We start from the raw sequence: 26,627 nt of genomic DNA on the forward strand, positions 1-26,627 counted from the left end.
CGGGGGCTAACGTGACTCCCGCCTGAGACAGAGATTTGAATTGATCATCGCCGGCCCGGGCCGGTGTGAGACGGAAGAAAGATGCCAAAACGCACAGATATCAAAAGCATTCTGATTATTGGCGCAGGCCCGATCGTGATCGGCCAGGCCTGTGAGTTTGACTATTCCGGCGCGCAGGCCTGTAAGGCGCTGCGGGAAGAGGGCTACCGGGTGATCCTGGTGAACTCCAACCCGGCCACCATCATGACTGACCCGGCGATGGCGGATGCCACTTACATTGAGCCGGTCGAGTGGAAAAACGTCGCCAAGATTATCGAGCAGGAACGCCCCGATGCAATTCTGCCGACCATGGGTGGCCAGACCGCTCTGAACTGCGCACTGGCGCTGGACAAGCACGGTGTACTGGAAGAGTTTGGTTGTGAGCTGATCGGTGCCGACAAGAATGCCATCGAGAAAGCGGAAGACCGTGACCTGTTCGACAAGGCGATGAAGTCCATCGGCCTTGAGACCCCGCGTGCCAAGATCGTGCACTCTCTGGAAGAAGCGAAGAAAGTGCCGGAAGAGTTCGGTTTCCCGGTCATTATTCGCCCGTCCTTCACCATGGGCGGTTCCGGTGGCGGTGTTGCCTACAACTGGCCGGAGTTCGAAGAGATCTGTAAGCGTGGTCTGGATCTGTCACCAACCAACGAGCTGCTGATCGACGAATCCCTGCTGGGCTGGAAAGAGTACGAGATGGAGGTTGTTCGCGATAAGAACGACAACTGCATCATCGTGTGTTCCATCGAAAACTTTGACCCGATGGGCGTGCACACCGGTGACTCCATCACCGTGGCCCCGGCGCAGACGCTGACCGACAAGGAATACCAGCTGATGCGTAACGCCTCTATCGCGGTACTGCGCGAGATCGGCGTGGAGACCGGCGGTTCCAACGTACAGTTTGGTGTCTGCCCGAATACCGGCCGCATGGTGATCATCGAGATGAACCCGCGGGTATCCCGCTCTTCCGCGCTCGCCTCCAAGGCAACCGGTTTCCCGATCGCCAAGGTCGCCGCCAAGCTCGCGGTGGGTTATACCCTCGATGAGCTGCAGAACGATATCACCGGTGGTGCCACCCCGGCTTCGTTCGAGCCGAGCATCGACTACGTGGTAACCAAGATCCCGCGCTTTACCTTTGAAAAGTTCGGCGAAGCGGATGCGCGCCTGACCACTCAGATGAAGTCTGTGGGTGAAGTGATGGCCATCGGCCGTACTTTCCAGGAGTCCATGCAAAAGGCCCTGCGCGGTCTGGAAGTGGGCAGTTTTGGATTCGAGAGCAAGGTCGACCCGAGCGAAGACGGTGCCGAAAGCCGCCTGCGTCGCGAGCTGTCTGTACCGGGTGCTGAGCGTATATGGTATGTGGGCGATGCGTTCCGCATGGGCCTGAGCGTGGAAGAAATCTACGAACTGTCCGGCATCGATCCCTGGTTCCTGGTGCAGATTGAAGAACTGATCCGCATCGAAGAGCCGCTCAAGTCGCTGCCGATGTCGGCACTGTCTGCGGAAGAAATGCGCTTCCTCAAGCGCAAAGGCTTCTCTGACCGTCGCCTGGCCGACCTGCTGGGGGTGAGCCAGAAAACGGTCCGTGAGTTCCGTCAGAAACTGGGTGTGTTCCCGGCTTACAAGCGTGTGGATACCTGCGCAGCAGAATTTGCCACGTCCACCGCGTACATGTACTCCACCTATGACGAGGAGTGCGAGGCGAACCCGTCTGACAACAAGAAAATTATGGTACTGGGCGGTGGCCCGAACCGTATCGGTCAGGGCATTGAGTTTGACTACTGCTGTGTCCACGCAGCGCTGGCAATGCGCGAAGACGGTTACGAGACCATTATGGTCAACTGTAACCCGGAGACCGTCTCCACCGATTACGATACTTCCGATCGCCTGTTCTTCGAGCCGGTGACGCTGGAAGATGTGCTCGAAATCGTGCGCAAGGAAAAGCCGGAGGGCGTGATCGTTCAGTTCGGTGGCCAGACCCCGCTGAATCTGGCCCGTTACCTGGCGGCCGAAGGTGTGCCAATTATCGGTACTACGCCCGAGCAGATTGACCGCGCGGAAGACCGTGAGCGCTTCCAGCAGATGATCATGCGCCTGGGCCTCAAGCAGCCGCGCAACGCGATTGTGCGTTCTGTCTCCGAAGCCATCGCGGCAGCCAAAGACGTTGGCTATCCGCTGGTGGTACGCCCCTCTTATGTACTGGGCGGCCGCGCGATGGAAATCGTCTACAAGGAAGACGAGCTGCTCAACTACATGAAGGAAGCCGTGCAGGTTTCCGACGATGCGCCGGTGCTGCTGGATCACTTCCTGAATGCCGCGATCGAAGTCGATATCGATGCGGTGTCCGACGGTAAAGACGTGGTGATTGGCGCGATCATGCAGCACATTGAACAGTGCGGCGTGCACTCCGGTGACTCTGCCTGCTCCCTGCCGCCATACAGCCTGCCACAGGACGTACAGGACCTGATGCGCGAGCAAGTGAAGTCCATGGCCCGCGAACTGGGTGTGGTTGGCCTGATGAACACGCAGCTGGCCTATCAGGATGGTGAGATCTACGTGATCGAGGTGAATCCGCGCGCTTCCCGTACCGTGCCGTTCGTGTCCAAGTGTATTGGTACGTCCCTGGCCAAGATTGCAGCGCGCTGTCAGGCAGGCATTAGCCTGGCCGAGCAGGGCTTTGTCGAAGAAATCGTACCGGATTACTTCTCTGTCAAAGAGTCGGTATTCCCGTTCAACAAGTTCCCGAAAGTGGATCCGATCCTTGGTCCGGAAATGAAGTCCACGGGTGAAGTCATGGGTGTCGGCGAAACCTTTGCTGAAGCCTTCGACAAGGGCCTGGTGGCTGCGGGCGATCGCCTGCCGGAGTCCGGGCGCGTATTTATCTCTGTGCGCGACTTCGACAAGGCGGGCGTTGTGGATGTGGCGCGTGACCTGGCCGACCTCGGCTTTGAACTGGTTGCCACCCGCGGTACCGCGAAAGTATTGCAAGACAGCGATATTCCCGTTAAAACCGTCAACAAGATGAGTGAAGGTCGTCCGCATATTGTGGATATGATCAAGAACGACGAGATTGCGCTGGTGGTGAATACCACCGAAGGCCGTCAGGCGATTCGGGATTCAGCGGATATCCGCCGCAGTGCCGAGAACCACCAGGTGTGCTATACCACCACTTTGGCGGCAGCGCAGGCCATGGCGATGGCCATGAAGCAGGGCGAGTCACTCAAGGTACGCCGCCTGCAGGACCTGCATCAGCGGGTTTCCAAGCTGTAAGCCTGGGTTCCCAGGGTCGCACGGGCCGCAGCCGATCAGGTGCGGCCCGAATTAATTTGTGTGAAGCCTCGCGCCCGGATCTATTCCGGGGCGGGGCTTTGGTATTGACTGAAGAACAAGAACAGGAGGTCCCAGGGTGAACCGGGTACCAATGACCGTTGAAGGTGCGGAGGCTTTGCGCGCCGAACTGGAAAACCTGAAAAAAGTAGAACGGCCGGCCGTTGTGCAGGCGATTGCCGAGGCGCGTGAGCACGGCGACCTGAAGGAAAATGCCGAATACCATGCCGCCCGTGAAAAGCAGGGCTTCATCGAAGGCCGCATCCAGGAAATCGAGGGCAAGCTTTCCCACGCGCTGGTCATTGATGTGAAGACCATTGAGCCCAGCGACAAGGTGATCTTCGGTACGACTGTGACGATCATCCACCTCGATAATGACGAAGAGGTAACCTACAAGATTGTGGGAGACGATGAGGCCGACGTGAAACATCAGAAGATTTCCGTGAACTCACCGATTGCCCGCGCGCTGATCGGCAAGGAAGTCGGGGATATCGTGGTTGTGCAGACGCCTTCCGGTGGCGTTGAATATGAGATTGACGCGGTCGAGCACCTGTAACTCGTGCTGGTGTGATCAATAAAAAAAGGCCGATCCCGGTTGGGGTCGGCCTTTTTTGTGCCTGGCGATCAGACCCGCATCATTGATTGATGATAGCGGTGTTGCCGATTCCCACTTGCGTGGTAATCGCGGTTTCGTTGTAGCCAGTCTGGTTGATGATGACCTGGTTCAGCACTCCTTCCTGGGTGGTGATCGCCAGATGTCCGCCACCGGCCCCCATATAACCCGTCTGGTAAATGGTGGCTGTGTTGGACACGCCGCTTTGCATCACCCGCGCTTCGTTGTATTCCTGAGCCTGGAAAACATACGCCGAGTTGTTCCAACCGTCCTGATAAATCGTCGCTTTGTTAGCCAGGTCCTGTTGCTCAATGGTCGCCGAGTTGTAGCCGCCGTCTTGAGTAATCATGGCCTCGTGGCCCATGCCAGACTGCAGGATGTCGGCCTCGTTACCGGATCCGTTCTGGACAATCAGGGCATCGGAACCGTAGCTGCCGTACTGGTAGATATAGCCATTGTGCTGGGCGCCCGACTGAATGATTCGCGCCGTGTTTTGCCCGCCAGCGAGCTGGTATATCTCGCCCTTGTTGGCAAACCCTTCCTGCACAATCATCGCGGAACTGCCGTACTCTTCCACCTGATAGGTGTAGGCATCATTGGCCACACCGCCCTGGTAAATCTGTACCGTGTTGTCTTCGCCACCGAGCTGGTAGGAGTAGGCGCTGTTCAGGCTGCCTTCCTGTACCTGATAAATCGAGCTGGCAGTTTCGTCCTCTTGCAGGGCGTCTGCATTGTTCAGGTATCCGTCCTGTGTCTGGTCGATCAGGTTGCCGTGGTTGGACGGATCACTCTGGTCGGCAACCGCCGTATTGATGCCACCGCTCTGGTTTAGCGTTGCAGTGTTGTTTGCGGCAAACACACCGGCACTCAATGCCAGAGCTACGCCAGCTGACGATAAAATAATGGCTTTCATATTTCGTTACCTGAGCTTCGTCTCTGTGCGTGCAATGCTTGTGGCATTTTCACATTCAACGAATAAAACAAATGCCGGGGCGACCGGCTTGGTCGCCCCGGCACGGGCTCGGTAGGTTACTGAGAAATGAAACCTACGTTGCCGATACCAGCCTGCAGACCAACCGCAGTCTCGTTGAGACCGAACTGGCTTACAGTCATGGAGTTTGCGATACCAAGCTGCGCGGTCAGGGCATGGTGGCCGAAACCAATCTGGGTCACGCTGGAGTGGTTGGCCAGGCCAGCCTGCAGCTGAATTGAGCTGTTGCCCAAGCCAAGCTGGGTGGCGCTTGCCATGTTGTACACACCAACCTGCCAGATGCCCGCATCGTTACCAGCGCCTGCCTGCAGAACGTTGGCCTGGTTAGCAATGCCGTCCTGGCTGACTTTGGCCTTGTTAAACAGACCGAATTGCAGAACTACTGCATCATTCAGCAGACCATCCTGGTCCACGTGGGCATAGTTGGCTATACCCAGCGTCTGGTTCACGTAGGAGTCGTTCAGCGCACCATGCTGGTCAACCATCGCTACGTTCCCAATACCCAGGAACTGCACGATGTCAGCGTCGTTCTTCACGCCCTTCTGGTTGATGGTGGCACTGCCACCCAGCTCCAGAAGCTGGAAAGTATTGGCGCTGTTGAACTTGCCAACTTGGGTGATGGCGGCGCTGTTACCGGCACCAAAAGTCTGCAGCGAGCCAGCTTTGTTACCCAGACCTACCTGGGACTGCATGATGGAGCTGCCCAGTTCAAAGCTCTGGGTGGCATAAGCTTTGTTGTAGACACCCAACTGCAGCTGCAGTGAAGTGTTGCCGATAGTGCCGGCGCCGGTCTGATCAGCTTCAGCGTGGTTACCAATACCAGCCTGGGCTTGGGTGGCAGTGTTATTGGCAGCGAGCGCGGAACCACTGACAGCGAGCAGGATCGCTGCAGCGATAGGGGTCAACGTCTTCATAAGTTACTCCTTTACTTCGACTTTCGGACGTTTTGGGGCATCAGTCTCAATCGTACTGATTCACAGTGGTACTGATACCAGTACCATGTTGGGTTACCGCGGTATGAAGGCCATTGCCGCTTTGGTAAATCTTCACTGTATTGATGTCTCCGTACTGATCGACCAGTGCGGAATTCTGGATGCCGAATTGGGAGACCCCTGCCTGGTGGGCGTATCCCTGCTGCTCTACCAGAATGAAATTCTCCATGCCGGCTTGCACCATCACTGCAATATTGTCCTCGCCAATCTGGCGGGCAATAACGCTGTTTTCAGTGCCGACCTGTCTGATCACTGCCGTGTTGCGGATACCGCTTTGCAACATCGAGATAAAGTTGAGAAGTCCATCCTGGTCACTGTCGAGCAAGTTGTAGTAACCGTCCTGAAACAAAATTTCCAGGTTGCTGGCGGGTAACGTGCTGGTACCGATGAGGTCCAGTTCGCTGGTAGTCGCCAGATCCGACGCGAGAGAGGGGTCTTGCCAAGCAAAAACCGCGGAGATGGCAAGCACTGTTGATGCCATCGCCCTGTGCGTTACACGCGGCAGCCGGAAATTTTTCATAAGAGGTTACAGTCCTCGCTCTGGATAATTTGTGAACAGTTGATATTTAGTCTTGTTGGCTCGGACAGGCCTCGCCATAGGAATGAAGTGGGAAACCCATAGGAAGAAAGCACGTTTTTTGAACTGTTAGACGTGCTGTCCCTCTTTACCCCATAACAAGACGGAAATATGGCGTAAAAATCATTTTTATCGCGGAACCCCGGCCATTGACCCCATGCCGACGTCTGTCGTTTGTCCTGCAGATTTCGGTTACCCGGTTGGCGTTGCACACCTGTTGTGATCGCCCGGACGTGTTCTTGCGGCAGCCAATTGTGTAAGGCGGAGGTTACTAGGGTACAGACCATTGCCAGTCCTACATCACGGCCGAGCCTTCATTCAGGTAATACTGCAGGACCGGACTGTTGATATCGTCCGGATTTTGCAGCGCCCAGGAATTCGCAATAATGCCTTCGGTAATCAGGTGAATCACTGCCGACTCCATTGCCGATAATGCGGCAAGCTGCGCGGGTTCATTGGTGGTCACGCCCGTTTCGAGCTCCAGTAGCCGGCGGAAGTCGACAAACCGGTACACGCCGGTGGTGATTTCCTTGGAGTAAACCGTTTTCGATGTGAGTACCGAATGCAGTACCTGACCGGTACGAATATCGATTGCGCGCAGATTGACGGTAATCTGGTCCACCCGATACTGGTTGGCAATACCGATGCCAAAGTACCGGGCTCCTGCGCCACCCGTGCGGATATTGGTGTCATACGCGACGATCCCGCCTTCTATTAATATGTTTGCCGCGAGTAACGATGGAAGGTCGGTATTGTTTGCCGGCACGTTGGGTTTGTTTAAGGTCGCCCGGATAATTTTCCGTTCGGTTAACAGGTTCTGCAGCCCCTCTCGCTCGAGGGCAATAAACCAGCCGGAGTCATTCAGTACATCCATCAACATGGAGGCGCCGCCCTGAGTGATGGCGGTAGAGAAACTGGAGGACGGTGCCGGCTTGTACTGGCCAGTCTGGTCACGAAATGCATACACGGCCGCGGGGATCTTCCCCATGGGCGCAGGCAATTGGAGCAGGTCCCGGTAGGTCCCGGTTCGTGGTGTTAGTACTGCATCCTGGCGTCCGGGACCAAACAGGGCATCCCCTGCGGTTTTGACGAGGGAGCAGCCACTCAATGTCAATGCCACCCCAAGCAACGAGGCGACGAGGGCGCGACTGGCAAAACGCATTTGCTATTCTCCTGGCGGGTCTTATTACAGCGTTCGCTTAAAAGCCTTCGCACCTACCGCGATACCCCTATGGTGCTGGCAGTACAATCAATTCAGCGGGTTCAAGCCCGAAACAATAATTTCACTGGTGTCACCGGTATTTCTGTCGGTGATCAGGACGGTGAGCGTCCCGTCTACATCCGTAATCTGTACGATAAAGTCATCGGTAATGAGTTCTCCGCTGTTGCCATTGCCGACATCGGTGAGCAGCTGGCTGAGCAGGCGTGTCTCCAGAGAGTCAGTGAAACGGTCGAGCGCACTATCTTGCTGCAACAGGTTTTCGGGGCGGTCCGGATCTTCATTGGTGTCCTGCGCCTGGGCGTTGTTCAACAGCCAGGTGCCATTCAACGGGTTGCCACCAAATGCCGGGTTGACCGGCGTATAAACCAGCTCGGTCGCATGGCTGATATTTGCCAGGGATACCAGGCTGGCAAGAGCCAGCATCGCGGGAATCCTTATTTTCATCAAAACTCATCCTTGCCTATATCGAAGTGATCATTGAGTGCTTCGCGCAGCTTCTCCTGTTGCACCATCTCATGAATCTGTATGGCTGCAGTTTTTGCCAGTTTTTCGACATCGTTCGTGCCGGGCCGAATAAAGCGCCGATAAACGGTTTTTTCCCGATACGTAACCCAGATCAGGTTGCCCCAGCGGGCCGAGGGACGTTCCAGGATCGTCAGGTTGTACTCCGCATCGGGGTAATGGTAATTGCGGTATTCGCTCATATAGCGCGCAAAATCATGTCCGGTGCGGGTAATGGTTCGGTCAATGTTGAAGCCGCTGATTTCATCATCAATACGGCCCGTGTTTTCCTCCAGTACGCCGGTACTAATGGGGATATCCTCTGCATCTGAAGCCATCGCAGCCAATGGCAGTGCCGCGATGAACCAGAGCCATTTCATGTGCGCTCTTCTCGGAGGTGCAGCTTTGCCCAGTTACTAGCCTGCAGTCGGTTCTTGACCCCGAGTTTCCGGAAGATGTTGTACATGTGGTTTTTAACGGTGTGTTCTGACAGATGCAGCCGGTCGGCGATGACGCTGTTTGGCTCACCCTCGGTCAGCTGGCCGAGAATCTCCTGCTCCCTCCGGGTTAGCGACACACCCGATGCCTCATCCTGTCCATTGCCATGGCCCTTTTCATTCAGCGCGTCGGACAGGTTCTTGAGCAGGGTGTCCTGGTCTGCGCCGACATCGCAGACCCAGCGTATCGAATGATCAGGCAGGACTTCACTGATTGAGTCCGGATAGTCTGCCGGATAATTGATTAATAAAATCTTGGGGTGGTTCAGCTTCTCAAGGAAGTCGACCATTTCCTCCTGGGGGAGAGAAAGGAGGGTTTGCCAGCAATCAAGGACGAGTGCCCGGTAATGCCTCAGGTCACCAATCAATTGATCAGACCTGGACGCGTGCCAGTTTTCTGGAAGTCGCTCGGAAATCAGTTTGAACAGCAGGTCGCCATGAAGACCTGAGTCGCTGATAAAAAGAATCGGCATAAACCTCTCCGATCTTGGATGGTTACATCCGTATCACTTCTCTCGACGCATTGTTGGCAAGAAGGTTTTTTCCAAACTTTTTGCCCGCCGCGCGTCTCTTGTTTCAACATCAACCCAAGATGAATTTCTCATCTGCTGAGAAGATAGTTTGCAGTGTAGCCGCTTGTCGGTCGTGCACGTAAAAAAGTGTGACATAACTAAGTCTTTGAAAAACGGCAGTCTGCCGACCGTTTTTTCGAAAATGGATGAATGGGAGGTGAATACCCTGTGGGATTTTTTTCTCATGAAGGGATTCCCTGTCACGCCCGGAAAATAATTTTAATTCTGTGGTGATTCGCAGCTGTTTGGCCGCCAAAGGGAAAGCGATATTGATCGGGCTGTGACATACAGAGCAGACCCGGTATCAGCTCTGAAGAATTCGCAGGGAACCAGATGCTCGGGTGTAAGAAAGTTGATATAGACGTGACGGGGCAGATGCGCGGTCTCCCGGATGTTTGCGAGTGTGATTTATTTTGCGCCGCGGAGGCAAAGTGCTGTTACGATGGACAGGATTCAAAACCAATGGGAGGGAATCCATGACAGATTACCTGACTAACCTGCCGCTAGGGGTTTGGTTTGCCCTGATTCTGGTGGCGTTGTTTCTCGCGCGCAAACCGGTACATCAAGGGATGATGGCCATGGCGCGCTTTTTTCACCACGCATTACGGATTGGCGCCAATGCCGTATCCGCTGCGGAGTCCCGGCTTCAGGAGCGCAATCGGGAGGTGCTGCTGGCAGCGGGCCGTGAGGCTTCGGAGCGTCATATAGAACGGGAGTTCGACCGCATCGAGCAGACCGTCAAGAAGGATCTGGCCCAGTACCCAACCCTGCACCGGCGTCTTTGCGAGCAACTGACGGCGATTGACGAGGACTATGTGCGCAGCGCCGAGGTGCCGCCACAGCCGACCAACTGGACCAAAGCGATAGAAGCAGTCGCGGAAATCCCGGCCAAGCAGGATAGTGTGGTGGGGGATGTGCTGGAGATTATCCACCAGTCGATGAAAAAGGCGGAATCCCGCGCCCTGGAGGCATTTCGGGAGTCTGCCCGTGAGCGGCATCAGTTGCTCAAGCGGATGATGCCGCACTGGCGTTCAATTCTCTCCGCTCTGGGGCGCGTCAATAATCATATGGAGTCTGTCCTGCAGCGTGCCAAACTGCTCGACAATCATATGGATAAGTACGAGGAGATCCTGAAGGGATCGGATCGTGCGGTACGTATGTTGTCTTCGTCGTCTCTCAGTCAATTCTTTATTGCCGCGTTTGTGCTGGCCATCGCCGTCGGTGGGGCACTGGTGAATTTTCATCTGATTGCCAGGCCGATGACAGAAATGGTGGGTGGCTCCAGCTATATCGGCAGTTTTCGGATGGCCGATATCTCGGCGCTGGTGATTATCCTGACCGAGATCACCATGGGGCTGTTTGTCATGGAGTGTCTGCGGATCACCCGACTGTTTCCGGTGATCGGGTCGTTGAATGACAAACTGCGTCAGAAGATGCTGTGGGCCGCGTTCGGACTGTTGGCATTTCTCGCCTGTGTCGAAGCCGGGCTGGCCTTTATGCGCGAAATTTTGATGCAGGAGGATCTCGCAGTCAGTGCCCAGTTGCGTGGTGAAGAGATTGGCGCAGTGGATGGCAGCGTGTACTGGATTACCACTGCCGCGCAAATGGGGCTTGGCTTTATCCTGCCCTTTGCCCTGACATTTGTAGCGATTCCGTTGGAAAACTTTATTGCTTCCGCCCGCACCGTCATTGGTATTGTCAGCGCGTTTGTACTCCGTATTCTCGCGGTCATGCTGCGGCTGCTGGGGGCCGCGTCCCTGAGAATCGGCACCATGGCCATCAAGGCATACGATATCGTGATCTTCTTCCCCTTGTGGCTGGAGCAGCGCTACCACATGTGGCGCGCTGAGTCGGAACGAAATGTTTCAACCGGGGAGGCGGGCTAATGCAAAAATTCGGATGGCTGTTATTGGCCCTGGGCATCCTCAGCAGTGGTTGCGGTCCGTCGCCGGCACGCAACCAGGGCGTCTATATGCTGGTTGATACCTCTGGCACCTACACGGAAGAACTCGGCAAGGCGCAGCAGGTAATTAATTACACGCTGGCTCGATTACAGCCTGGAGACAGTTTCGCGGTTGCCAGTATCAATACGGCGAGTTTCAGCGAGAAGAATATTGTTGCCAAGGCGACCTTCGATGACCGCCCCAGTATTACCAATCAGCAAAAGAAAGCGTTCCATCAGTCTGTTTCCAGTTTTGTCAGTGAAGTGAGGCCGTCTTCGCATACCGATATTACGGGCGGATTACTGCAGGCGATTGAGTATCTCAATGAGAAGCAGCCGGGGCGCAAGACGATACTCGTGTTCTCTGATCTGAAGGAAGACCTGAAAGCCGGGTATAACCGGGATGTACCGCTCGCGCTGGATAATGTGCATCTGGTTGCGCTCAATGTTACCAAGTTGAGCAGCGATAACCTGGATCCCAACGAGTACTTGGCTCGCCTCGACGCGTGGCAGGCCAGGGTTGAGGAGAGTGGTGGCAGCTGGCAACTGGTCAATGACCTGGAGCAGCTCGAGAAACTGTTGCCGCCAAGATAGTGAAGGGATCCTGACGATCCGAATGGCACGGTGTGCCCCGGACGGGTAAGCAGAGTGCTCGTCAGGGGCTTTTGTATTTCAAGGGGGCAGAAAGATGGCGTGGCTGTTGTTCTCGTTGATCGTCGCCGTGGTACTGGTGTTGTCGCTGGTCGCCGCGCTTTCCAGTCTGTTCGGTCGTTCGCAATCCATTGCTGATGACATTGCGCAGGCTCCCCCGGTCTTCCATCGCCGTGAGCAGCCTCTGGTGATCGCCCATGGAGATGAGCGCGGCAATGGGCTGCGACCAGGCAATACACTGGACTACCTGCGCCATATGCAGGGGCTGGGCGTGGATGCACTGGAGCTGGATCTGCATCTCACTGCGGATGGACAGCTGGTAATGATCCATGATCACCGCCTGGAGCGTATTACTGACGGTCGTGGTTTGGTCCGTGAGCACACCCTCGAAGCGCTGAAAGTGCTGAGGGTGGGGGAGTCGTGGAGCCCCGATGGCGGAGAGACTTTTCCATTTCGCGATCACCCCCTGTCACTCTCATCGATTGATGAGGTACTCGCGGAGAGTGGTGACTTGCCGCTGGTGATAGAGCTCAAGGACAAGTCCCCGCTTGCGGCACAGGCCATGTGTCGAGCGGCTCGCCTTGCGGCGGCAACCGATCGCCTGGTGGTCTCCTCGTTCCATCAGTCGGTCATTGATGAATTCCGGCGTATTTGCCCGGAGGTCTCTACGGGTGCCGCATTTGCAGATGCGCTCAAGCTGTATGCCGGGCAATTGCTCGGCCTGGATCGCTGGATGCAGCCTTGCTATCGCTCCATGCAGTTACCCATGCACCATTTTGGCTTGCCAGTGGTGACCCGGGGGCTACTGAACGCTGCCCATCGTTTCGGGATTCATGTCGCCGTTTGGACCGTAAATACCGAAGAGGAGATGCAACAGTATCTGGAGCGAGGCGTGGATGGCATAGTGACAGATCGGCCCGATCGCCTGCTGGAATTGCTTGAAAGGGCCGGGGGGCGTTAGTCTAACCGGGATAACAGAGTCGATCGCTACAGTGCCTGTAGCAATAGGGATCGCGTTCAACGAATAAGGAGAAAAAAATGCGTAGTAGCCATGTTCTGAAGGGGGTCTTTGCGGGCCTGGTGTTGGGTCTTTCATCCTGGGGGCATGCGGCAGATGACCCTTTTGCGTCTGTCAAAATCACCAGTGAGAAGGTAGCGGATAACATCTATATGCTGAGGGGACGCGGCGGAAATATCGCAATCCTGATCGGTGAGGATGGCGTCTTTATGGTAGACGACCAGTATGCCCCGCTGAGTGAACGCATCCTGCAGGCAATCCGCGAATTAACCGCGGAGCCGGTGCGCTTTGTGATCAATACTCACTGGCATGGGGACCATACCGGAGGGAATGAGAATTTTGGCAAGGCGGGCGCCTTGATTGTTGCTCACGAGAATGTGCGCAAGCGCATGAGCACGGAGCAGTTTCTGAAAGCACTGAATGCCAAGGTGCCACCATCCCCTGAGGGCGCTTTGCCGGTTATTACCTTTACCGACAAGACCACATTCTACTGGAATGGCGAACAGGTGGATGTGCAACACATCGCTCGCGCGCATACCGATGGGGATTCCATGGTGTGGTTCAAGGACGCCAATGTGCTGCATATGGGGGATACGTTCTTCAACGGCAGCTATCCGTTTATTGATCTTTCCTCCGGTGGTTCGATCAACGGACTGATCTCTGCGATTGATGGGGTTCTGGACATGACGGATGACAACACCAAGATCATCCCTGGTCATGGTGTCGTGAGTAACAAGCTGGAACTGAAAGAACAGCGCGATCTGCTGGTCACTCTGCGCGACCGTATCCAGAAGTTGATTGACGCAGGTAAGAACCGTGAGGAAGTTATCGCGGCCAAGCCGACCGCCGATTACGATGCGAAGTATGGCCAGGGCTTTATGAAGCCGGATGTCTGGACTGGTATCGTCTACGACGGCCTGACAGCTCAGTAAGTAGGGCGCGGCACGGGAGCCATGATACTCCCGTGCCATCACTGAATCCGCTCAGGGCTTGATGCGATAGCCTGTTCGGAAAATCCACCAGATACCCACCAGACACATCACCAGAAACAGCAGTGTCATTGACAGGCTGACACCCACATTCACATCCGAAACTCCATAGAACGCCCAGCGGAATCCGCTGATCAGGTAGACTACCGGATTGAACAGGGTGACCTTCTGCCAGAATTCCGGCAGCATGTTAATCGAATAGAAGGCCCCGCCGAGAAAGGTTAACGGTGCAATCACCATTAACGGGATTACCTGTAGTTTCTGGAAATCGTCCGCCCAGATACCGATGATGAACCCGAACATGCTGAACGTCAGTGAGGTCAGTACCAGGAAACCGATCATCCAGAAAGGATGCAGAATCTCATAATCCACAAAGAACTTTGCGGTAATCAGAATCAGTATCCCGATGATGATGGATTTCGTGGCCGCGGCCCCGACATAGCCAGCAACAATTTCGAACGCGGATACTGGTGCGGACAGTACCTCGTAAATGGTCCCGGAAAATTTTGGGAAAAAGATACCGAACGCCGCGTTGGAAATACTCTCACTCAGCAGCGATAGCATGATCAGGCCGGGAATGATAAACGCCCCGTAACTGATGCCGTCTATCTCTCCCATGCGCGAACCGATCGCCGCGCCAAATACGATAAAGTACAGTGATGTGGACAAGATAGGGGACGCAATACTCTGCATCAGGGTGCGCCAGGTGCGCGCCATTTCGAATTTATAGATTGCCTTGATGCCATACCAGTTCATTACGCCTGACCTCCCTGATCCTGTGCTTCTTCCCTCGCTTCTTTCACCAGGCCGACAAAAATTTCTTCGAGGGAACTCTCGCGGGTGTGCAGGTCCCGGAAATCAATGTCGGCGTCATTAAGTTGGCGTAATAGTTCAGCGATGCCAGTATCTCCGCGTTTGGTATCGAAACGATAGGTGAGGTGCGTCCCATCCGCGCTAAGTTCCAGTGGCTGATTTGCCAGCGCCGCTGGAATTTCTGCGAGAGGCTCGGCGAGATGTAGTCCGAGCTCTTTTTCGCCCATTCTCTGCATCAGGGTTTCCTTGTCTTCCACCAGTACCAGGCGCCCGCGATTGATGACCCCGATACGATCAGCCATTTCCTCGGCTTCCTCGATATAGTGCGTGGTGAGGATAATGGTCACGCCAGAATTGCGCAGCTCGTGCACCATTTGCCACATATCCTGTCGCAGTTCGACGTCCACACCCGCGGTGGGCTCATCGAGGAATAAGATTTTGGGTTCGTGGGATAGTGCTTTGGCAATCATCACTCTGCGTTTCATGCCGCCGGACAGCGCCATGATGCGGCTGTCTTTTTTTTCCCACAGTGAAAGCTGGCGAAGGATTTTTTCGACATAGGCCGGGTCCGGCGCTTTGCCAAACAGGCCGCGGCTGAAGGTGACCGTGGCCCAGACGCTTTCGAAGGCGTCGGTTGACAGTTCCTGTGGCACCAATCCAATTTTACTGCGCGCTTCCCGGTAGTCGGTGGTGATGTCATGGCCATCAGCCAACACCTGACCGGAGCTGGGATTGACGATGCCACAAATGATACTGATCAGCGTGGTTTTACCTGCGCCGTTGGGGCCCAGTAGTGCGAAAATCTCGCCCTTCTCAATGTCGAGGCTGACATCCCGAAGCGCAGTAAATCCGCCCTGATAAGTCTTGCCGACATCCTTGATGCTGATGATTGGCTCCACGTGGGTCCCCCTGTTGTCGAGTCATCGTCCTTTACTTTTGCCAGCCGTTTCTGTTGGGACAGGCGGCTTTCGCCCGCTCAGCCCAACGGATAACAACGCTCGCCAGGATAGCCATAAACGTTGAGACGCCACTGCTGACACGGGTGGACAGAGAGTGTAGCGCGCGCAGTACCCGCTGTCCCCAGCCGGGTGCCGTATGCGGATGCTTTGCGAGGTTGTTTGGCGGGCAGTGCGGATTCGGATCTTGTGTTGTGCGCATGGATAGCCTCCTTGATCACGCGGTTGTACTTTGACGGGAGAAAGGTTAAAACCTCAACCAAGGTTAAGGTCAAGCCAGGCGGGCAGGATGGCGCGTTTTTATTACAGGGCGGTTGCGGCGTGCCCATCGGGCCAACTCGCGACCGCGCAGTGGTATTTATCCGGGAGAGGGGCAGGCTGGTGTCTACGCGAAAGGTAACAACACAGGGCGGGGGCCTTACGGTCGGAGAAGTATCGCGTCGAACGGGCGTGGCCGTATCCGCATTACATTTCTATGAGCGCAAGGGGCTGATTCAAAGCTGGCGCAACGCTGGCAACCAGCGACGTTACAAACGCGACATTCTTCGCCGGGTCGCGGTGATCAAGGTTGCCCAGCGCGCGGGTGTTCCACTGGCGGACATTCACCAGGCTTTTGCCCATTTGCCCGATGAGCGGACGCCGACCGCGGAAGACTGGGCTGCGCTGTCTGCAAGCTGGCGGGATATGCTGGATTTGCGTATCGAACAGCTGACTGAGCTGCGGGATCGCCTGCAGGGCTGTATCGGTTGCGGTTGTCTTTCCCTTGCGGACTGCCCGTTGAGAAACCCGGAGGACCAGGCATCACGATCGGGTAGTGGAGCGAGCTATCTCAATGCTGGTCCGGACTAAGCCATTGCAGGATAGCGCCATTCAGGCCGGGGTTACCGCTTCGAAGTGCAGCACTTCGGGAAAGGGGTCATAAAAGTGATGTAGCAATTTGCGCCATTGCCGGTATTCCGCCGATTGCCGAAACCCCTCGGTATGATCGGACAGCTGTTGCCAGCGCACCAGCAACAGGTAATGGCCATCCTGCTCGATACACTGTTGTAACTGGTGGTCGATGTAACCTGGCATGGATGCGATGATCCCCTGCGCACTGGCAAAGGCCGCTTCAAACTCTGCATAGCGTCCAGGCTTGACCTGCAGGTGGGCAACTTCAAGGATCATAAAGGGCGCTTGTACTCTGTCCGGGGTGGTGGGAAAGCGTCATCCTGCCACAAACCGATCGCGCTGTAATTACACCGCAATCGCAACGCCGCTGCGCGCCAGCAGTGCACTGATCTCCGGTTTACAGGAGCCGCAGTTGGTGCCGCAGCCAAGTTGTTCACCCAGCGCTTCCACGGAGTGACATCCGCCTTCAATAGCGTCGTCAATTTGTTGGCGGGAAACCTGCAGGCAACTACAGACGATCGGTGTACCCGACTGGATATTGACCAGGAGCTGGGCGGGCTGTTCCGGCAGTGGCTCGTCGAGCCATCTTTCCAGTGCGCGTCGGTCCGGTAGTGTACGCCAGTCATTGGTCCTGAACGCGAGTAGCTCCGCGTGTGACTCGGTGTGGGCCAGCCAGCGTTCGCTGAATTGCATATGCAGCTGCTGCCAGCGCACCGCTTCCGTGTCCACAAGCAGTTTGGTCATGCCCGCCAGTGCGCGCAGGTCGGTGGCGTCGGTGAGGGCCAGCTCATAGCGAAAACCACCGTCACAGGGCACCCGATACCAGTGCGCGATACCGTTTTCCTGAACCTCCTCGCTGCGCTCAAGCCATTCCTGTAGCCGAGCGGCTGATGCGGGACGACAGATAAGAGTGGCATAGGAGGCGACTGGAATTGGCCGCAGGGAGACCGCGACCTGTTTCAATTCCGGCTGTCCGGAGACGGGGTCGAAAACCGGTTCTGCCAGCGCACTGACACGCCCGAACTGCGAGAGGGTTTCACTCCAGTGGATGGGGGCAAACAACTCTCCGGGTTTCTGCGCCGAAGTGAGTACAGCGCGGCCACGCATACGCCCGCGGGGGCTGCGAAGCTCCACCAGCTGCCCGTCGCTGATTGCTAGTGGTGTGGCGTCTGCGGGGTTCACCTGAATTTCGGGCATCTCGCTATGGTCGAGCAGGTTGCGTGCCCGCCCGGTGCGGGTCATGGTATGCCATTGATCACGCATTCTTCCGCTGTTCAGCCACAGCGGATGTTCATCGCTGATCTGGTGCTGCGGCAGGCGCGGATGGATAGCGATAAAATTTGCCCGCTGCGAGGGGGTGTAAAACTTGCCATCCTCAAACAGGCGTTGGGACCCATCGGGGTAGTGCGCGTTAACGGGCCACTGTACCGGGACAAGATTGTCATATTGCTGTCGGTCAATGTTGCTCAGCCCTGAAATATCGAACGCGCGCTGACCTTGATTCTCGAAGCCGGACAGCGTCGCATGCTCCCGAAAAATCTCGCTGGGATGGGCAAAGTCGAAATGTGCTCCAAAACCCATCCGTGTAGCCAGATCGCAAATTATTTGCCAGTCGTGGCGTGCTTCCCCGGGAGGCGACAAAAAGCTTCTCTGCCGTGAGATTCTCCGCTCGGAGTTGGTGACGGTGCCGTTTTTCTCGCCCCAGGTGGTCGCTGGCAACAGCAGGTCGGCGCAGCGCGCTGTATCGGTGTCAGACACACAATCGGAAACCACGACAAGCGGACACTGGCGCAGGGCCCGCGCGACACGGCCGGCATCCGGCATGCTCACCGCGGGATTGGTGGCCATGATCCAGATCGCCTTGATCTCGCCGCGCTCTACCGCATCAAAGAGATCGACGGCTTTGAGTCCCGGGCGCTTCGCGACTTGCTGGGTCTGCCAGAAGCGGCCGACACGATCGATACTCCCCGGGGTGAAGTCCATATGTGCAGCGAGCATATTGGCCAGTCCACCGACTTCCCGGCCGCCCATGGCATTGGGTTGGCCGGTGATGGAAAAGGGTCCACTTCCCGGCTTGCCTACCCGGCCGCTGGCCAGATGGCAATTTAGGATCGCATTGTTTTTATCGGTGCCGCTGCTCGACTGGTTGACGCCTTGAGAGTAAAACGTGATCGTCTGTTGATGTTCGACAAACCATTGGTAGAAGCGCGAAAGCTGTTCCTCGCTGACGCCGCAGGCGTGGGCAACGGTCGGCAGGTCACAATCTGCAGCAGCGGCCAGCGCTTCTTCGAAGCCGTCGCAGTGTGTCTCGATAAATCCCTGGTCGAGCTGGTTGTTGCGCCAGAGGTAACGCAACAGGCCATTAAACAGGACGGCATCGCTACCGGGGGAAATCGGCAGATGGAGGTCAGCGGTCGCGGCAGTAGCCGTCGCGCGTGGGTCAATGACCACCAGCTTTGCCCCGGCTGCTTGCATGCGCTGGAACAGGATGGGGTGAGTCCAGGCCGCATTGGAACCGACCAGTACAATCAGTTCCGCCTGGTCGAGGTCCTCGTAGCAGCAGGGCACGGCATCGGCACCGAATGCGCGCTTGTAGGCGGCGACCGCAGACGACATACACAGCCGGGAGTTGGTATCAACGTTGGCGCTGCCGATAAACCCTTTCATGAGTTTGTTGGCGACGTAGTAGTCTTCCGTCAGTAGCTGGCCCGAGAGATAAAACGCAACGGAATCCGGGCCGTGCTCGGCAATGGTGCGGGAAAACCCATCCGCCATCGTCTGCATGGCTGTCTCCCAGTCGCATTCCTCGCCGCGGAGTCGGGGTTTCAGCAAACGTCCCTCTTCTCCCAGCGTGTCACCGAGCGCAGAACCTTTGACACAGAGCCGGCCTAGGTTGGCCGGGTGATCTGGGTCTCCGGTGACGTTCACGCTAGGGGAGTGATTGCCCTTTTGTACGGAGGTGGCATCGACACCGCAACCGACCCCGCAGTAGGGGCAAGTAGTGCAGGTGCGACTAGCACGCAGTTGCTCGACCGGACCCATAAATTCCCTGTCTTTGCTGGCTGATCAGGCGGAGAAATTGATACAGACGGTGTCGCCGTCGAGCATCACCGGATAGGTTCTCAACGTAACGGTTGCGTCCTCCAGACAGCGGCCATCGGTCAATACGAAATGGTGTTTGTACAGGGGGGAAGCAACGGTCAGCTCACCATCTACCTCGGCAACCAGGCCGCGCCCGATGACTCCAGCGTTGGCGAGTGGGTCCCAGTTATCGATAGCATATATCGACGGCTCGGATCCCGGGATAAAAAACAGGGCGATGCTGTGATCGCCCAAAAGCACACAGACCCCGGAGTGGGCCACCAGATCTGATCGCTGACAGACAGGCAGCCACTCGGCTTGGGTTACGGCAATTTGAGACATGGATTTCACTCCAGTAATTTCTGATGCGTTCTGCTTGAGGCGGCCCGGCTTACGCCAGGGCCTTTTCCAGCGCTTCGCGGGCAGTGGTCGCTGAGCTCTCGTCCGAGGTGACGACCTTCACCACTTCTTCAGGGCGTGCTGGCCGTGGCTGGCCACGCTCTTCCACGAAAACAATTTTTTCATCGGCTGCGTCGGTATTGACGTACTGGCGGAAGCGCTTGACCTTTTCCGGGTCGTTGATCGCGGTCTTCCATTCACACTGGTATGTGCCGACAACATTGGCCATCTGCTGTTCCAGCTCTGCGCAAATACCGAGCTTGTCATCGATGACGACTTCTCTCAGGTAGTCGAGACCACCTTCGAGGTTTTCCAGCCACACGGAGGTCCGCTGCAGGCGATCGGCAGTGCGGACGTAGAACATCAGCACTCGGTCGATGTAGCGAATCAGGGTTTCATCATCGAGATCGGTGGCGAACAGGTCGGCATGACGCGGACGCATTCCTCCGTTGCCACACACATACAGGTTCCAGCCGTTCTCGGTGGCAATAACGCCAATGTCCTTGCTCTGTGCCTCGGCACACTCACGGGTACAGCCGGAAACGGCCATTTTGATTTTGTGGGGTGAGCGCAGTCCCTTGTAGCGGTTCTCGACGTGCAGTGCCATGCTGACACTGTCCTGTACCCCGTAGCGACACCAGGTGCTGCCCACGCAGGACTTCACGGTACGCAGTGATTTACCGTAGGCGTGCCCGGTCTCGAAACCGGCATCAATCAGCTCGCCCCAAATGTCCGGCAGATCTTCCAGGCGGGCACCAAACAGATCGATACGCTGACCGCCGGTAATTTTGGTGTACAGGTTGTACTTTTTGCCGACCTGGCCGAGGACAATCAGTTTGTCCGGTGTAATTTCGCCACCCGCAATACGCGGTACCACGGAGTAGGTGCCGTTTTTCTGCATATTGGCCATGAAGGTGTCGTTGGTATCCTGCAGGCCAACATGCGGTTTTTCCAGAATGTGTTCATTCCACAGAGAAGCCAGGATCGACGCCGCCAGAGGTTTACAGATCTCACAGCCATGCCCGGTACCGTGCTTATCGAGGAGTTCATCAAAGGTTTTGATTTCTTCCACTTTGACTATGTGGAAGAGCTCCTGACGGGTAAAAGCAAAGTGCGGGCAGACGTTGTTATTGACCTCGACGCCCAGCGCCGCGAGTTGGTCGTCCACGACATTTTTCAGCAGTGCGGCACAGCCCCCACAGCCGGTGGATGCCTTGGTGGCATCCTTGACGTCTGCCAACGAGCAGCACCCTCCCTGAACCGCGTCGACGATCTGGCCTTTGGTGACGTTGTGGCAGGAACAAATTGAGGCTGCGTCTGGCAGTGCATCAGCGCCCAGTGCCGGCGCGGCGCCATCCAGCGCCGGCAGAATCAGTTGCTCCGGACTTTCCGGCAGGTCCATGTCATTCAGGTGGAATTGCAGCAGCGTATCGTAGTCGCTGGTATCACCCACCAGCACAGCACCAAGCAGCTTCTTGCCCTCGCTGTCGGTGATCATGCGCTTGTATACGCCACTCTGCTCATCGACAAAGGTGATGGCCAGCGCACCCTCGGCGCGGCCATGGGCATCGCCAATGGATCCCACCTCGACGCCGAGCAGTTTCAGTTTGGTGCTCATGTCTGCACCGGTAAACGCGCTATCTTCGGCGCACAGGCGCGCGACGACGGTGCGGGCCATGGTGTAACCCGGAGCGACCAGTCCAAAAATCCGGTTGTCGTAAAGGGCGCATTCTCCGATAGCAAAGATATTTGGGTCAGAGGTCAGACAGTGATCATCGATCACGATGCCGCCGCGCTCACCGAGCTGGATGCCGGCCGAGCCGGCCAGTTTGTCCTCGGGGCGGATACCTGCGGAAAATACAATCAGGTCGGTGTGCAGTTCACGATCACCCTTGAACTGCATACGCAGCTGGCCGTCTTTTTCTTCAATCAGTTCGGTCGCCGTACTGGTATGGACGGTGACTCCCAGCGCTTCGATCTTGTCCTTGAGAAGATTGGAACCGCCTTCGTCCAGCTGCACAGACATCAGGCCTGGGGCAAACTCCACCACATGGGCTTCTAGACCCAGTTGCTTGAGGGCGTTTGCCGCTTCGAGCCCGAGAAGCCCGCCGCCGACCACCACGCCAGACTTGCCGCCGTCCGCTGCCGCCTTGATGGCATCCAGGTCTTCGATGGTGCGGTAGACAAAGCAGCGCTCATGATCGCCGCCGGGGATAGGGGGAACAAATGGATAGGAACCGGTAGCCAGTACCAGGTAATCATAGTTTTCGACTGCGCCACTCTCGGCGGTAACCGTTTTTGCCGCGCGGTCGATGTGGGTGGCGGTGTCGTTCAGGCGGAGGTCGTAACCCCACTCCCGATACATATCGACCTTGCCCATCGCGAGGTCGTCGGCGCTGCGACCGCCAAAATACTCGGAAAGGTGCACGCGGTCATAGGCCGGGCGGGGTTCCGCACAAAAAACGGTAACGTCGAATTGATCACGTTCGGGGCGGCTGGCCAGTTGCTCCAGGAAGTGGTGGCCCACCATGCCATTGCCGATGACGACGATTTTTTGCTTAACCATAATTTCTGCCGTTGCTGTCTGGTAATCACGGCAGAGGGAAGGGCGGAGCGGCGATCTAGCACGGCTGTCCCCTCTTCTGCCGAAGAGTGCAGGCGCCGTTGCCTCGCTGAAAAAGATTGGATTGTGGCAAATTCAATACAATCTTTATGCCAACCTCGATAGGCCAGTCGACGGGATCCGGCCAGGGAATGGGATGCAGGGTACGAACCACGCCGGCCCGCGCGGTGACAAGTTGTGTCGCGAAGTGATCGCGTTCGAGATGACACCAGCCATTCGGCACAGTCTTACCCAACAGCAATCATCGAGAGTGCACCAAAATTGACACGCGGTGCATGAAGTTGGTGCGGGGAGCTGTTTGCTATGGATGCCAGCCAGTGATGCCCGACAGTATGGCAGGGATTAAAAAAAGTAGAGGAGGTGCGACAAGAGTGCAAACAACGTCGCGAGCTGCCAGAACAGCAGCGGATTACGTTCCAGTAACGGGGCGGCCTGTTCACGCTGAAACTGTGGGTTGGGATGTTGCAGGTCGTGTTGAAACTCGGACAGGGCAGGATAGCGTTTGCGGGGATCCGGTGCGCAGGCACGCGCGAGCGCGCCATCAATCCATTCTGGCAGGTCATCGCGATACTTGCGGATGCTTGTATATTGCAGCGTTGCGTAGTTCTTCAGCTGATAGTGCCGGCTGCCGAACCGTTCCTGGTAAGGATACTGCCCGCTCAGGAGCTCATAGCAAATCACGCCCACAGAAAATATATCGGAATAGTGGCCGCTCTGTTCACCGAAAAAATACTCCGGTGCGCAATAGTTTTTGGTTCCTGCGGGGACGTCTTCCTGGTGGCGAAGCAGATCGCGCAGGCCCGCTGACTCTGCGCCGCCGAGGTCGACCAGCTTTAGTCTGCCCTGTCGGTCGATCATGATGTTTTCGGGTTTCAGATCGCCATGCACAATCTCGAGGCGCTGCAGCCGACGCAGTGCGCTGACCAGCTGCCCGATCAGATCGCGAACCGATTCCAGGGTTGGTGAGGGATTGAGCTCCATCCACTGGCGAAGGTTGTCCCCCTCCACATACTCGAGAATGTGATAGAGAAACCGACGCTCCGGGTTAGGTGGGTAGACGCGTACAATGCCCGGATGATCGAGCCTTCGGCCCGTCCATTCTTCGGCAATAAACCGTTCAATGTAGGCGGGATCGTCGATAAAGTTCTCGGAGGGCGCTTTGAGAACACGCAGTTGATCGGTTTCGCTATCGCGCACCAGATAAAGATGGCTGCGACTGCTTGCGTGTAGCTCCTGCAGGATCAGATAGCCATCGATGCGATTACCGGCGCGCATCGGTGGCGGGAAGGGGAGTTCACGCGCGACCGCCAGCAGGTCATCGCTGTGCCTTTCCTCAACATGATTAACCCTGCAAAACGCGACGCTCAGGTTGTCGTGGCTACCATTTTCGAGGGCGGTGGCCATGAGCGCTGGTGCCGCCTCCAGCGCATGTTCGCTAATGATGGCTTCCATTTGCTCCCGGGTGAGAAAATCGTGTATGCCATCGGTCGTGATGCAGAACAGGTCACCCGGCTCCAAAGGTTCACGGCGATAGTCCACCTCGATATGGGAGTCCATCCCCAGTGCCCGACTCAGGAAGGTGCGACTGGGTCCGACGGTGCGGCTATGGTCCCGACTGAGGCATTCGAGATGACCGTCGCGCAGGCGATAAATACGGGAGTCCCCGATATGTATCAGATGCGCGCTGCCACCTTTGCAAATGACAGCAGAGAATGTGGTGAGCCATCCCTTTTGTATCTGGTCGGAACCTCCACTTTGTCGATATAGCCAACCGTTCAAGGCCTGCAGAACCCGGGCAGCGGCTTGTTTGACCGACCACGAATCCGGGGTGCTGTAATAATCTGCAATAAACCCGCCTACTGCGGCCCTTGCGGCCTCGCCGCCCGCTTCAGCACTGCCAACGCCATCAGCGATTACCGCCAGAGAGCCGCGATAGCTTCTCTCGCTGCCCCGCGCCGGATACACCGCGCAGGCATCGTCGTTGCGTGACTTGCGTCCCCGATCCGAAGCGCTGGCAAATTGCAGTGCGTCGGTCGTGGGATGACTTTCGTCAGTGGCTACTTCGGGCTGGTAGGTCGACTGGGTCACGGGAATCTGCTGTTGAAGCTGAGAGGCGGGTGCCGGTCCGGCCGGCACCCGTTGAGTGGCCGTCAGGCTACATCAATCATCGAGACGCTGCCATCGGGCATCACTTCAGCCATCTGGCCTTCCGGTTCTTCGAGCAGCAACAGGGCAAAGAAACCGAGTACCGCGGTCGCCGCAATCACCATAAAGAAGGCCTGGTAAGACACCATGCTGAGTACGGTCAGGTAAAACACTGCGCCGACATTGCCGTAGGCGCCGGTCATTCCTGCAATCTGTCCGGTCAGGCGTCGCTTGATGAGCGGCACCACCGCAAACACTGCACCCTCGCCCGACTGCACGAAGAATGAACATGCCATGGCTGCGGCGACGGCCAGGTAGAGTGGCCATTCCGCATTGATCATGCTCATGGTGAAGTAGCCGACTGCCAGGCCTGCCGTGAGAATCAGCAATGTGCTCCTGCGACCGAAGCGGTCACTGATCAAGCCACCAGCCGGACGAGACATCAGGTTCATGAACGCATAAGCAGAGGCGAGCAAGCCGGCCTTCACCGGGTCCAGCGTGAAGGTTTCTGAGAAGAACAGTGGCAGCATGGAGACCACTGCAAGCTCAGAGCCGAAGGTGGCAAAGTAAAGAATATTCAGCACTGCCACCTGCTTGAACTGGTATTGGTGAATGGGGTCTACCGGCTTGACGAAAATCTCGCGATTCACGTCCCAGCATTTCTTTGCGTCATACAGGTAAAGCAGTACCAGTGCAATGTACAGTGCGATGGCGATGCCTTCTGAAAGCATCGCCACGCCGGCCGGTGAGAGTTTCCAGGTGAGCAGTGCCAGTGCAGCGTACATGGGGACTTTCATAATCAGCAGCAGAACAAAGTCACTGGGGCTGGTCACTTCCATACCGCCAATCTTTTTGGGCTTGAAATAGGTGCTGCCTTTGGGGGTGTCGGTTACCGAACGGTAGTAGATAACACTGTAAACCAGAGCGAGCACGCCGGTAATGCCGATGGCATAACGCCAGCCATCCTCGCCGCCAAACAGCAGGGCGATTGTTGGTAATGTCATGGCGGCCGCCGCGGAGCCAAAGTTGCCCCAGCCTCCGTAGATGCCCTCGGCGGTGCCCAGTTGGCGCGCTGGGAACCATTCGGACACCATGCGAATACCGACTACAAAGCCCGCGCCGATAAATCCGAGCAGGAAGCGACCGATAGCCGCCTGAGTGAAGCTGTCGGCCAGGGCGAAAATGAAACAGGGGATACTACCGATCGCGAGTAACAGGGAGTAAGTCAGGCGTGGACCATATTTATCGGTCAACATACCGATGATGATGCGCGCAGGAATGGTCAGCGCCACATTCAGGATTAGCAGGGTCTTCACCTGCTCGCTGGTCAACGAGAGGCTATCGGCGATCGCCATCAACAGGGGGGCGTGGTTAAACCAGGCAAAAAACGTAATAAAGAAGGCAATCCAGGTGAGGTGGAGCACCTTGATTTTCCCACTGAAGGAAAACAGGTTGAAGGAATCGCTAGACATGGTCATTTCCTGTTGATGATTCTAAATCCGCAGGCCGAGCGCGCCCACGGGCAGCGACTGCTGCGGCCGATGGACGTCGTTGTCCGGTCTGAAGCGGTTGCCAGGAAAAGATCTGCGCAGTTGTTTTGGTGCGTTGGCACCGGTCTCGGGCATTCTGCAGCCATTGCAGTTTGCCGGATGCGCTAGAAGCAGGCACGGGTAACTTCAGTCATGCACCACGGTGCATTCAATTACTGTGCCATTGTTGGGCGTCGCTCTGGCTTCGCCGCGTTCTGGTGCGTGATATCGCTTGAGGCGTATTGGGGTGCGGGGGTAGCAG

Annotated in this window: 23 protein-coding genes; 7 read left to right on the plus strand and 16 right to left on the minus strand. The window is 56.6% G+C overall.

Annotation, left to right across the window (positions count from 1 at the left end; translation table 11 throughout):
* Nucleotides 1-81: 81 nt before the first annotated feature.
* Nucleotides 82-3,306 carry a carbamoyl-phosphate synthase large subunit gene (gene carB / locus ACXAD0_RS06565; RefSeq protein ID WP_475087570.1) on the plus strand — a complete coding sequence of 1,075 codons (3,225 nt, stop codon included), beginning with the start codon at nucleotides 82-84 and terminating at the stop codon, nucleotides 3,304-3,306.
* A gap of 136 nt (nucleotides 3,307-3,442) precedes the next feature.
* Nucleotides 3,443-3,919 carry a transcription elongation factor GreA gene (greA, locus tag ACXAD0_RS06570; protein ID WP_475087571.1) on the plus strand — a complete coding sequence of 159 codons (477 nt, stop codon included), beginning with the start codon at nucleotides 3,443-3,445 and terminating at the stop codon, nucleotides 3,917-3,919.
* Nucleotides 3,920-3,998: 79 nt separating this feature from the next.
* On the opposite strand, the gene ACXAD0_RS06575 is transcribed toward greA, so the two are convergent.
* The 7 genes from ACXAD0_RS06575 to ACXAD0_RS06605 all read right to left on the minus strand — a co-directional run bounded on the left by ACXAD0_RS06575 (nucleotide 3,999) and on the right by ACXAD0_RS06605 (nucleotide 9,229).
* Nucleotides 3,999-4,889, minus strand: a complete 891-nt coding sequence (locus ACXAD0_RS06575) for a hypothetical protein (RefSeq protein ID WP_475087572.1) — start codon at nucleotides 4,887-4,889, stop codon at nucleotides 3,999-4,001.
* 116 nt (nucleotides 4,890-5,005) lie between these two features.
* Complete coding sequence (locus ACXAD0_RS06580) at nucleotides 5,006-5,881, minus strand: hypothetical protein (protein ID WP_475087573.1); 876 nt, start codon at nucleotides 5,879-5,881, stop codon at nucleotides 5,006-5,008.
* 46 nt (nucleotides 5,882-5,927) lie between these two features.
* A complete protein-coding gene (locus ACXAD0_RS06585; RefSeq protein WP_475087574.1) occupies nucleotides 5,928-6,440 on the minus strand; it encodes a hypothetical protein in 513 nt (170 codons plus the stop codon).
* 391 nt (nucleotides 6,441-6,831) lie between these two features.
* Nucleotides 6,832-7,698 carry a CsgG/HfaB family protein gene (locus ACXAD0_RS06590; RefSeq protein ID WP_475087575.1) on the minus strand — a complete coding sequence of 289 codons (867 nt, stop codon included), beginning with the start codon at nucleotides 7,696-7,698 and terminating at the stop codon, nucleotides 6,832-6,834.
* 87 nt (nucleotides 7,699-7,785) lie between these two features.
* Nucleotides 7,786-8,202 (minus strand): curli assembly protein CsgF, encoded by a 417-nt coding sequence (locus ACXAD0_RS06595; RefSeq protein ID WP_475087576.1) that lies wholly within the window; start codon nucleotides 8,200-8,202, stop codon nucleotides 7,786-7,788.
* Nucleotides 8,202-8,639: a CsgE family curli-type amyloid fiber assembly protein gene (locus tag ACXAD0_RS06600; protein WP_475087577.1), complete on the minus strand. Its 438-nt coding sequence runs from the start codon at nucleotides 8,637-8,639 to the stop codon at nucleotides 8,202-8,204. The genes ACXAD0_RS06595 and ACXAD0_RS06600 overlap by 1 nt, the downstream gene beginning before the upstream one ends.
* Nucleotides 8,636-9,229 (minus strand): helix-turn-helix transcriptional regulator, encoded by a 594-nt coding sequence (locus ACXAD0_RS06605; protein ID WP_475087578.1) that lies wholly within the window; start codon nucleotides 9,227-9,229, stop codon nucleotides 8,636-8,638. The genes ACXAD0_RS06600 and ACXAD0_RS06605 overlap by 4 nt, the downstream gene beginning before the upstream one ends.
* A 575-nt stretch (nucleotides 9,230-9,804) precedes the next feature.
* Between ACXAD0_RS06605 and ACXAD0_RS06610 the strand changes: the two genes are divergently transcribed.
* The 4 genes from ACXAD0_RS06610 to ACXAD0_RS06625 all read left to right on the plus strand — a co-directional run bounded on the left by ACXAD0_RS06610 (nucleotide 9,805) and on the right by ACXAD0_RS06625 (nucleotide 13,871).
* On the plus strand, nucleotides 9,805-11,214 hold the full coding sequence (locus tag ACXAD0_RS06610) for a hypothetical protein (protein ID WP_475087579.1): 1,410 nt from the start codon (nucleotides 9,805-9,807) through the stop codon (nucleotides 11,212-11,214).
* Entirely contained in the window at nucleotides 11,214-11,864 is a 651-nt protein-coding gene (locus ACXAD0_RS06615; RefSeq protein ID WP_475087580.1) for a VWA domain-containing protein, read from the plus strand. The genes ACXAD0_RS06610 and ACXAD0_RS06615 overlap by 1 nt, the downstream gene beginning before the upstream one ends.
* Before the next feature lie 94 nt (nucleotides 11,865-11,958).
* Nucleotides 11,959-12,882 carry a glycerophosphodiester phosphodiesterase family protein gene (locus tag ACXAD0_RS06620; protein WP_475087581.1) on the plus strand — a complete coding sequence of 308 codons (924 nt, stop codon included), beginning with the start codon at nucleotides 11,959-11,961 and terminating at the stop codon, nucleotides 12,880-12,882.
* A gap of 77 nt (nucleotides 12,883-12,959) precedes the next feature.
* Nucleotides 12,960-13,871 (plus strand): MBL fold metallo-hydrolase, encoded by a 912-nt coding sequence (locus ACXAD0_RS06625; protein WP_475087582.1) that lies wholly within the window; start codon nucleotides 12,960-12,962, stop codon nucleotides 13,869-13,871.
* 51 nt (nucleotides 13,872-13,922) lie between these two features.
* On the opposite strand, the gene ACXAD0_RS06630 is transcribed toward ACXAD0_RS06625, so the two are convergent.
* Genes ACXAD0_RS06630 through ACXAD0_RS06640 form a run of 3 tightly spaced genes read right to left on the minus strand, consistent with a single transcriptional unit; the run spans nucleotide 13,923 to nucleotide 15,899 of the window.
* Nucleotides 13,923-14,684, minus strand: a complete 762-nt coding sequence (locus ACXAD0_RS06630) for an ABC transporter permease (RefSeq protein ID WP_475087583.1) — start codon at nucleotides 14,682-14,684, stop codon at nucleotides 13,923-13,925.
* Nucleotides 14,684-15,640 (minus strand): ABC transporter ATP-binding protein, encoded by a 957-nt coding sequence (locus ACXAD0_RS06635; protein WP_475087584.1) that lies wholly within the window; start codon nucleotides 15,638-15,640, stop codon nucleotides 14,684-14,686. The genes ACXAD0_RS06630 and ACXAD0_RS06635 overlap by 1 nt, the downstream gene beginning before the upstream one ends.
* A gap of 31 nt (nucleotides 15,641-15,671) precedes the next feature.
* Nucleotides 15,672-15,899 carry a hypothetical protein gene (locus ACXAD0_RS06640; RefSeq protein WP_475087585.1) on the minus strand — a complete coding sequence of 76 codons (228 nt, stop codon included), beginning with the start codon at nucleotides 15,897-15,899 and terminating at the stop codon, nucleotides 15,672-15,674.
* A gap of 179 nt (nucleotides 15,900-16,078) precedes the next feature.
* Between ACXAD0_RS06640 and soxR the strand changes: the two genes are divergently transcribed.
* A complete protein-coding gene (soxR, locus tag ACXAD0_RS06645; protein ID WP_475087586.1) occupies nucleotides 16,079-16,546 on the plus strand; it encodes a redox-sensitive transcriptional activator SoxR in 468 nt (155 codons plus the stop codon).
* Nucleotides 16,547-16,567: 21 nt separating this feature from the next.
* Here the strand turns inward: soxR and ACXAD0_RS06650 are convergent, their stop codons facing one another.
* The 6 genes from ACXAD0_RS06650 to ACXAD0_RS06675 form a co-directional block, all read right to left on the minus strand.
* Nucleotides 16,568-16,864 (minus strand): antibiotic biosynthesis monooxygenase family protein, encoded by a 297-nt coding sequence (locus ACXAD0_RS06650; protein WP_475087587.1) that lies wholly within the window; start codon nucleotides 16,862-16,864, stop codon nucleotides 16,568-16,570.
* Between the two features lie 69 nt (nucleotides 16,865-16,933).
* The gene (locus ACXAD0_RS06655) at nucleotides 16,934-19,630 is read right to left on the minus strand and encodes a nitrate reductase (protein WP_475087588.1); all 2,697 of its coding nucleotides are present in this window, start codon (nucleotides 19,628-19,630) and stop codon (nucleotides 16,934-16,936) included.
* A gap of 24 nt (nucleotides 19,631-19,654) precedes the next feature.
* Complete coding sequence (gene nirD / locus ACXAD0_RS06660; protein ID WP_475087589.1) at nucleotides 19,655-20,011, minus strand: nitrite reductase small subunit NirD; 357 nt, start codon at nucleotides 20,009-20,011, stop codon at nucleotides 19,655-19,657.
* 49 nt (nucleotides 20,012-20,060) lie between these two features.
* Nucleotides 20,061-22,634, minus strand: coding sequence for a nitrite reductase large subunit NirB (gene nirB / locus ACXAD0_RS06665; protein WP_475087590.1), 2,574 nt, complete (start codon nucleotides 22,632-22,634; stop codon nucleotides 20,061-20,063).
* Between the two features lie 399 nt (nucleotides 22,635-23,033).
* Nucleotides 23,034-24,779 carry a bifunctional protein-serine/threonine kinase/phosphatase gene (locus tag ACXAD0_RS06670; RefSeq protein ID WP_475087591.1) on the minus strand — a complete coding sequence of 582 codons (1,746 nt, stop codon included), beginning with the start codon at nucleotides 24,777-24,779 and terminating at the stop codon, nucleotides 23,034-23,036.
* A 62-nt stretch (nucleotides 24,780-24,841) separates the two neighbouring features.
* Entirely contained in the window at nucleotides 24,842-26,308 is a 1,467-nt protein-coding gene (locus ACXAD0_RS06675) for a NarK family nitrate/nitrite MFS transporter (protein ID WP_475087592.1), read from the minus strand.
* Nucleotides 26,309-26,627 lie beyond the last annotated feature (319 nt).

The organism is Microbulbifer sp. ABF4_148, assembly GCF_056158985.1.

Bases quoted from the DNA above. Each gene is read 5' to 3' on its own strand.
- ACXAD0_RS06575 (WP_475087572.1), bottom strand. From the start codon at position 4,889: ATGAAAGCCATTATTTTATCGTCAGCTGGCGTAGCTCTGGCATTGAGT.
- ACXAD0_RS06675 (WP_475087592.1), bottom strand. From the start codon at position 26,308: ATGTCTAGCGATTCCTTCAACCTGTTTTCCTTCAGTGGGAAAATCAAG.
- carB (WP_475087570.1), top strand. From the start codon at position 82: ATGCCAAAACGCACAGATATCAAAAGCATTCTGATTATTGGCGCAGGC.
- ACXAD0_RS06610 (WP_475087579.1), top strand. From the start codon at position 9,805: ATGACAGATTACCTGACTAACCTGCCGCTAGGGGTTTGGTTTGCCCTG.
- ACXAD0_RS06585 (WP_475087574.1), bottom strand. From the start codon at position 6,440: ATGGCATCAACAGTGCTTGCCATCTCCGCGGTTTTTGCTTGGCAAGAC.
- ACXAD0_RS06650 (WP_475087587.1), bottom strand. From the start codon at position 16,864: ATGATCCTTGAAGTTGCCCACCTGCAGGTCAAGCCTGGACGCTATGCA.
- ACXAD0_RS06630 (WP_475087583.1), bottom strand. From the start codon at position 14,684: ATGAACTGGTATGGCATCAAGGCAATCTATAAATTCGAAATGGCGCGC.
- nirD (WP_475087589.1), bottom strand. From the start codon at position 20,011: ATGTCTCAAATTGCCGTAACCCAAGCCGAGTGGCTGCCTGTCTGTCAG.
- nirB (WP_475087590.1), bottom strand. From the start codon at position 22,634: ATGGTTAAGCAAAAAATCGTCGTCATCGGCAATGGCATGGTGGGCCAC.
- ACXAD0_RS06655 (WP_475087588.1), bottom strand. From the start codon at position 19,630: ATGGGTCCGGTCGAGCAACTGCGTGCTAGTCGCACCTGCACTACTTGC.
- ACXAD0_RS06605 (WP_475087578.1), bottom strand. From the start codon at position 9,229: ATGCCGATTCTTTTTATCAGCGACTCAGGTCTTCATGGCGACCTGCTG.
- ACXAD0_RS06640 (WP_475087585.1), bottom strand. From the start codon at position 15,899: ATGCGCACAACACAAGATCCGAATCCGCACTGCCCGCCAAACAACCTC.
- ACXAD0_RS06615 (WP_475087580.1), top strand. From the start codon at position 11,214: ATGCAAAAATTCGGATGGCTGTTATTGGCCCTGGGCATCCTCAGCAGT.
- ACXAD0_RS06620 (WP_475087581.1), top strand. From the start codon at position 11,959: ATGGCGTGGCTGTTGTTCTCGTTGATCGTCGCCGTGGTACTGGTGTTG.
- ACXAD0_RS06625 (WP_475087582.1), top strand. From the start codon at position 12,960: ATGCGTAGTAGCCATGTTCTGAAGGGGGTCTTTGCGGGCCTGGTGTTG.
- ACXAD0_RS06595 (WP_475087576.1), bottom strand. From the start codon at position 8,202: ATGAAAATAAGGATTCCCGCGATGCTGGCTCTTGCCAGCCTGGTATCC.
- ACXAD0_RS06590 (WP_475087575.1), bottom strand. From the start codon at position 7,698: ATGCGTTTTGCCAGTCGCGCCCTCGTCGCCTCGTTGCTTGGGGTGGCA.
- ACXAD0_RS06600 (WP_475087577.1), bottom strand. From the start codon at position 8,639: ATGAAATGGCTCTGGTTCATCGCGGCACTGCCATTGGCTGCGATGGCT.
- ACXAD0_RS06580 (WP_475087573.1), bottom strand. From the start codon at position 5,881: ATGAAGACGTTGACCCCTATCGCTGCAGCGATCCTGCTCGCTGTCAGT.